This window comes from Deltaproteobacteria bacterium (assembly GCA_016210005.1).
Taxonomy (GTDB): Bacteria; Desulfobacterota; Binatia; order HRBIN30; family JACQVA1; genus JACQVA1.
Map to the genome: position 1 here is coordinate 20376 of JACQVA010000061.1, position 7382 is coordinate 27757.

Sequence of the window (7382 nt, forward strand, 5' to 3'; positions counted from 1 at the left end):
AGCTCGGAGCCTCAGATCATGCGGGCAACTCGGGCGGCGTCGCTGATTGCACCGTCGATATAGCCGACACCCCGGCAATCGCCGAGCAGGTGCACTTCAACGCCGAGGCCGCTGAGGCTGTCGGCCAAGCCGCGGTTCTCAACCACGCCGGTGGCCACGATGACGTTATCCGCCGCCGCGGTGTGGCGCTCAACCCCGCGGCGGTAGGCCACGCCGGCGGCGGTGATCTCCTCCACTGCTGCGCCGGTCAACAAGGTCGCGCCGTGCTGGCGCAGCTCGTAGAGCGCGCGCCAACGGCGCGGCAGCGCCATCTCGGTGGCAAGCGTGCCCTGCTCTTCGAGCACCGTGACCACGCGCCCGCGCTCGATCAGGAACTCGGCTAGCTCGATGCCCACCAGTCCGCCGCCGATGATGACGATCCGCTTGCCCAGCGGCATCCAGTGACGGGTAAGCTCGCGGGTGAGCGCGATGCGGTCGGTGACCCCCAACAGGCCACCCATCTTCAACAGCGCGCGCTGCGCCAAGGAGAGTTTCTCGACCGCGGCACTTTGGTCGGCGCCGGTCATCAGATTGCGCAGGTCGTCGCCGCTGAGCACGTTGGGTCGATCCACCCCCGGGATCGGCGGCGGCTGCCGGCGGGCACCCACCGCCACCAGCACCACCTCGGGTTGTAGTTCCCGCACCAGCGCCGCATTCACTTCCTGGCCCAGCCGCAGCTCGATGGGGAGTTGGCGCACCTGCCGCTCCAGGTACTCGACCAGCTTGCCGTTGACCTCGTAGACCAGCGAGGAGAAGACCGCGGTACCGCCCAGTCGTTCGCTCTTCTCACACAAAGTCACGTGGTGGCCGCGGAGCGCGGCCACGCGCGCGGCTTCCATGCCGGCCGGGCCGCCGCCGGCAATCAGCACGGGGCGCGGCTTGGCCGCGGCCGTGATCTCGAACTCGGCCTCGCGCCCGCTGGCGGGATTGACGGCGCAGCGGCTGGGCTGGTTGAGGTAGATCTGCGCCACGCAGGTGTAACAATAGATGCACGGGCGGACGTCGCCCGGGCGGCCCTCGGCGAGTTTCGCGGGCAGCTCCGGATCGGCGAGCAGCTTGCGGCCCATGGCGATGAAGTCGGCCTTGCCGCTGGCGATGAGGTCATCGGCTTCCGCGGGTTCGATGCGGCCGACAGCGATCACGGGGATGCGCACCCGCTGCTTGATGCGGTGAGCGAAGTCGACGAAGCCGCAGGGCTGGTGCACCAGCGGCGCATCGGTGAAGGCTACGCCCGAGGTCGGGTCGGCGTAAGCGCTGACGTGGATCGCGTCGGCGCCGGCGGCCTCGGCCATTTCCGCCGTCTGCTGGGCATCGGCCAAGGTGATGCCGCCGTCAATGCGAAACTCGGTGGCATCGAGGCGGCACCAGACGGTGAAATCCTTGCCGGTACGCTGTTTCACCGCCCGCAGCACTTCGACCAACAAGCGGGCGCGATTGGCAAGCGGCCCGCCGTACTCGTCGGTGCGGTGGTTGCTGGCGGGCGACAGAAAGGCGGAGATGAGATAGCCGTGAGCGGCGTGAATCTCGACGGCGTCGAAGCCGGCGCGGCGCGCGCGCTCGCTGGCGTCGGCAAACATCGCGATCAACTGCTCGATGTCGGCTTTGGTCATCTCGTGGAAGCTGATGCCCGCGCCCGGCTGCGCCAAGTAGCCGGTGACGCCCTGGATCTCTTCCATCGTCAAGTCGTCGAGCAGATCGCCGCCCTTCATCGGCAGATCTGAGGGCACCCACATCGGCCGGCCCGCAGCCATGTCCTGCGTTGCCACCTTGCCGGCGTGCTGCAGCTGAATGCCGATCTTGGCTCCGTGCGCGTGCACCCGAGCGGTCAGGCGCTGCAGACCCGGCAAGAAGACGTCGTCGGAGACCGCGACTTGGTGTGGAATACACGAGCCGGCCGGGTAGGCGATGGCGCCGACGCCGACGATGATCAGCCCGGCCCCACCCTTGGCGCGCTCCTCGTAGTAGCGCGTGATGCGCTCGCCGACGTGCCCATCCGCCTCGGCGAGGTTAGAGCCCATCGGGGTCATAAAGATTCGGTTGCGCACCGAGAGCGAGCCGATGCGCCCGGGTGAGAGCAGGTGTTTGAACGAACTCGAATTCGCCATGGGCCGCCTTTCGCGGCCGTGCATTCGCAGGCGGGCCGCCGGCTGTCAAGCTGGCTAGTCCAAGACCCAGCTTCGGGAAATCCGTCGGGTGAGCCGCCCCGGAGCGAGGCGACAAGAAGCGTGGGCTCCGACCGTGTTCGGGGCCAGCGTCTCGACCGGGGTGAGCAACAAGCGCGCACCGTCGCTGCTCAGCGAGCACCCGACCGGCAGGCTGGAAGCCTGTGCCACCACCTCCACCTGACTGCTGCGACCTGAACATTGACAGCCGTGCGGAGATGTAGCGGTAAAATACGGGCATCAATAGCGGATGCGGAAATCGGTGAACTCGCCGGTGGCAGCGTCCCACCGACTCTCGCTGTGCTGCACCAGAGCGCCGGGTGGGCCGCCGCGGCACCAGACGAGGAGACGGTCGAGCTCCGTGGGTGGCCCCTCGGCCACGATCTCGACGGAGCCGTCGGGGCAATTGCGCGTCCAGCCTACGAGCCCGAGCCGCCGCGCTTGATCGACGGTGGCGTAGCGAAAGCCGACACCTTGCACCCGGCCGACCACGCTCAGATACAGCCGCGCAGAAGCCGACGACGGGCGCGCGCGATCGCTCATCGGCGCGCCTCGATGCCGGATGGCGGAGCCTGCAGCAAGGCGCGCAACTGCGCCTCGTCGAGCACGGGGACTCCGAGTTGTTTGGCCTTGTCGAGCTTGGAGCCGGGCTCCTCTCCGGCCACGACGTAGTCGGTCTTCTTGGTGACACTACCGGTTACCTTACCGCCCTCGGCCTCGATAAGCCGAACCGCTTCGTCGCGTGGAATCGCCAACGCTCCGGTCAAGACGAAGGTTCGCCCGGCCAGCTTGTCGCCGCGAAGGCGGCGCTCGCCCGCGGGCTGTACGCCCGCGCGCAGCAGCCGGCTGATGACTTCGCGGTTCTGTTTCATGGCGAAGAAGGCGCGAATCGCGCGCGCGGTTTCGGGGCCGACTTCGCGGATCGACAGCAGCTCGTCCTCGCCGGCATGCTCCAGCGCTGCGATGTTGCCGAAATGCTCGGCGAGCAGAGCAGCCATATGCTCGCCAACCTGCGGTATGCCGAGCCCGTTGATAAAGCGCGCCAGGGTGGTGTGCTTGCTCGCAGTAATCGCATCGATAATGTTCTGCGCCGACTTCTCGGCCATACGTTCCAACTCGACGAGCTGCTCCTTGGTGAGGTCGTACAGGTCAGCCACGCTTCTTACCAATTCCGCCTCAATCAACTGGGTGACCAGCTTGTCGCCCAGACCATCGATGTTGAGGGCGTGCTTCGAGGCGAAGTGCCGGATTGCCTCGCGCAACTTCGCCGGGCAACTCATGCCGATGCAGCGATACGCCGCCTCGCCCTCCTCACGCACCACCCTGCTTCCGCACACCGGGCAGGTTGCGGGCATGTGGAACTTGCGCTCCCGGCCCGTGCGCTCGCTGGTGACGACGCCGACGACGTAGGGAATCACGTCGCCGGCGCGCTCGATGATCACGGTGTCCCCGATGCGGACGTCTTTGCGCTCGACCTCGTCCATATTGTGCAGCGAAGCGTTGGAGACGGTAACTCCGCCAACCGGCACCGGCTCGAGCTCAGCCACGGGGGTGATGGCGCCGGTGCGGCCCACCGAAGGGACGATGTTGCGCACCCGCGTGCGGGCCTGCTGGGCGGCGAACTTGAAAGCGATCGCCCACCGGGGCGAGCGCGAGACCTCGCCCAGCCGGCGTTGCAATTCGAAGTCGTTCACCTTGGCGACGATGCCGTCGACCTCATAGGGCAGCTCAGCGCGCCGCTGCTCGATCTCGGCATGGTACCGCTCGACCTCGGCGGCACCGCAGCAGCGCCGGTTGAGCGGATTGGTCTTCAGTCCCCAGGATTGCAGGCAGCCGAGAAACTCCCAGTGACTGGCGCAACCGGCGCCGGCGATCTGGCCGGGGCTGTGGCAGAAGATGTCGAGTGGGCGCTGCGCGGTGATGCGCGCATCGAGCTGGCGCAACGAGCCGGCGGCGGCGTTGCGGGGGTTGGCGAAGGTGGGCTCGCCCCGCTCTTCGCGCCCGCGGTTGAGCTGCGCGAAGGCGGCCTTCGGGAAGATCACCTCGCCGCGTACCTCCAACCGCGCCGGCAGCGGCGGGGCTCCGGGGGTGCGAATGAGCTGCAACGGCACGCTGTGGATGGTCCTGACGTTGGCGGTGACGTCCTCACCGGTGGTACCGTCCCCGCGCGTGGAGGCGACGCTGAGCTCGCCGTCGAGGTAGACCAGCTCCACCGCCAGGCCGTCGAGCTTGGGCTCGGCGACGTAGTGCACCGCCGTGCTGGTCTTCAGGAAGCGGCGGACGCGGTCGTCGAACTCGCGGAACTCCGCCGGCGCCATGGCGTTGCCCAGCGACAGCATGGGCAGGGTGTGGCGTACCGAGCCGAACTTCTCGGCCGGCGCGGCGCCAACCCGCTGAGTCGGTGAATTGGGGCGGCGCAGCTGGGGAAAGGTCTCTTCCAATTCCTGTAGGCGGCGAAACAGCCGGTCGTATGCGGCATCCGAAATCTCGGGCGCGTCGCCGACGTAGTAGAGGTAGTTGTGGCGGGTGATCTCCTGACTCAGTCGCGCGATCTCACGCACCGCCGCCGCAGCGCTGAGCTGAGATGCCGGTGAACTGGAAGACGACACGCTCGTCTGTATACCGCCGCAGCGGGGCGACGGGCAACGGGGCCGGCGGCAGACCAAGAGAGTCCGCTACCGGCCGCCGGCAGCCGCTGAAACCGTTTCCCGCGACGCTTGCGCAATCGGTCGCCGGCGACCTAGAAGGAACCCGTGTGAGCTGCGCCCAGCCGACAATGAGAATCACGCACGCGACAACTACAGCCCGCGACTTTGGTTCGAGCCCGCGCTCGTAGCAGGCCCGCGGTGACAGCCGTGCTCGCGATCGCCGCGGTTTACCTCCTACCCGGCTTCGGTGCCGCGGCGATCTTCTCCGACCGCGCGCGCTGGAACCCGGTGCTCTGGCTGCTGGGTTCGTTCGTTCTGACTCCGGTGGTGCTCGCGAATGCCGGGGCGTTGGGTATACGCAGCAGCCGGCCGGCGTTCATCGTTGCTGCGCTGCTCGCTCTCGGCGCGGCCGGTCAGGTCGCCGGCCTACTGCTGCGCCGCCGCGGGCTGGCCCTGACACTGCCGGGCCGAGGGGAGAAACAACGTCAGCGGTTACCCTGGGTCTTGTCCTGGGCGTTAGTCATTGCATTCACGGTGTGCCTTTGTGGCACCAGGATGTCGCTGTTGGAGCGGCGGGGGCCTACCATCGTCGATGATTTCCAACGTCTCGCCCACGTCACCGCCATAGCGGCCACGGGAGTCCCTCCCCGCTATTACCTCTCGCCGCGGTTGCCGTTGTCGTATTACTACTACAGCCTGGTGCCGGCCGGGCTGCTGGCGCGCTTGGCGCACCCAGATCTCAGCATTGCCCAGGCGCTGGGCATCCACGTCGTGCTTGAGACCGCCATGGTTATGCTCGTCGTGCAGGCGTTGGCGTTCCGCCTCTGCCCCAACCCTTGGGCGGCGTTCGCCATGGTGCTGTTTCTCACCTTCGGCGGCGGCTACGACTTCTGGATCGTCCTCCCTGAGTACATCGCCAACGTCAACTATATCACCACAGGTTACATCGAAGGCTGGGTAGTGGAGCTATTTCCTATCTACCGGGATATTCTCCAGATGTCTGTCCCCAGCACGCTGGCCGTATGGGTGCCGCAACACTGGCTGGCGGGCTACGGCGTACTGCTGGGGGTAGCGCTGATCGGCGGCATCAAAGGGGATCGCCGCACGCGGGTGGCGCTGCTGGGGTTGCTGCTGGCGTTTGTCGCCGGCTGCAGTGTGTTCGCGGCCTTCGGCTTGGGCGCCGGAGTTGCGTTGTGGTTTGTCTGTGGTCTGCGCGACTGGCGGGCACCTTGGGGCGCCCGTGAGATCTTGGGCGCATTTGCCGTCGGTGGCGCTTTGAGCCTGACGCTGCTGGCGACGTATCCAGGGAAGGATCCCGTGCTGGAGATGAACGACCATGCCGTGATGCTCATGCCGGAGCTGCAGCTACGCTCGGACACTCTGGGTTCGTTCCTGTGGGCCAAGATTCAGTTGCTACCGCGCTTCTTGATCTACCTCTTCAACGACAGTGGGGTGACACTGCCGCTGTTTCTTGCCTGGCTCTATCTTGATGCCCGCGGCATCTGGAGTGATCCGGCGCGGCGCTGGATAGCCGCCATCGGCCTGGCGTTCCTGCCGTTCTTCTATCTGGTGCGCTCGACCAAGTTTAACGACTTCGCCATGCGCGGAATCATTCCAGCGCAGATCGCTTGGGCCCTCGGCAGTGCCTGGCTGCTGTCGCTCGCCGTGGATCGGCGCTTGCGGCGGTTGCTGCTGGCGTTGGCGGTGGTCGGAAGCCTGGCGGCCCTGCCGGCGCCGGCATTCCAGCTTTACCATGAGATCCGGCGCAACCTCCTTCCGCGGCCACCTTCGGTGCGTTTCGTCAGCTGGATAAATGAGCGCACGCCGCTCGACGCACTGGTCGTGCTCCAAGGGCTGGATCTGCGTAGTACCTGGCTGCACTCGATCGAGCGCATTCGACTGGTGCCCCCGGCAGATCTCGGCACGGCGTCTTCCGGAATCGAGCGCCAGTACTTTCAACCCAGCCGCCTGCGGGCACTGCCCGAGGTCGGGTGGAACTTCGACAACCCGCAGGCGGCGTGCCGTACGGCAGCCGAGCTATCGGATGGCACCGAGCCACGGCCGCTCTATCTGCTCCACCCTCGCAACACGCCGTTTCGCGGCAAACGATTCGGCGCGCCGGTTTACCAAGACAAGGATCGCATCATCTACTCGGTGGATTGTCCGGGCGTTATCGCCGAGTTCCCGCCCGCCTGATATCACGCGGGTGCGCGACAAATTTGTGGGTAACGTGGTTCGGTGTTATGGCCGTCATTCCCGCGAAAGCGGGAATCCAGTTTGGCGTTTGGCGCTATGGACAAGCAGTTCTGCGTCTACATCCTGGCCAGCAAACGGAACGGCACTACGAAGCGCACGGCTGCGCAGAGACCGCAATCGTGCGGGAGAAGCAGCTGAAGAAGTGGCGCCGCGCCGGGAAGATCGAGCTGATCGAAGCTCAGAACCCGGACTGGCGAGACCTCTATGACGAGATCGTGTAGCGCTGGCGGGTCGTAGCGAGCCGGTGCCGTGGATTCCCGCTTTCGCGGGAATGACA

General features: G+C 66.6%; 4 protein-coding genes and 1 pseudogene. 2 read left to right on the top strand and 3 right to left on the bottom strand.

The annotated features are described in order from the left end of the window. Positions 1-11: 11 nt before the first annotated feature. The 3 genes from HY699_06475 to ligA form a co-directional block, all read right to left on the bottom strand. Positions 12-2144 (bottom strand): FAD-dependent oxidoreductase, encoded by a 2133-nt coding sequence (locus tag HY699_06475; GenBank protein MBI4515443.1) that lies wholly within the window; start codon positions 2142-2144, stop codon positions 12-14. Between the two features lie 297 nt (positions 2145-2441). Continuing rightward, positions 2442-2744 carry an acylphosphatase gene (locus tag HY699_06480; protein MBI4515444.1) on the bottom strand — a complete coding sequence of 101 codons (303 nt, stop codon included), beginning with the start codon at positions 2742-2744 and terminating at the stop codon, positions 2442-2444. Further along, a complete protein-coding gene (ligA, locus tag HY699_06485; protein ID MBI4515445.1) occupies positions 2741-4810 on the bottom strand; it encodes an NAD-dependent DNA ligase LigA in 2070 nt (689 codons plus the stop codon). Before ligA ends, HY699_06480 begins: the two co-directional genes overlap by 4 nt. A gap of 237 nt (positions 4811-5047) precedes the next feature. Here ligA and HY699_06490 point away from each other — a divergent pair, with 237 nt between their 5' ends. Both HY699_06490 and HY699_06495 read left to right on the top strand, forming a co-directional pair. Beyond that, the gene (locus HY699_06490; GenBank protein MBI4515446.1) at positions 5048-7045 is read left to right on the top strand and encodes a hypothetical protein; all 1998 of its coding nucleotides are present in this window, start codon (positions 5048-5050) and stop codon (positions 7043-7045) included. 96 nt (positions 7046-7141) lie between these two features. Further along, positions 7142-7326 (top strand): annotated as a pseudogene (locus HY699_06495) (hypothetical protein). Positions 7327-7382: the final 56 nt, after the last annotated feature.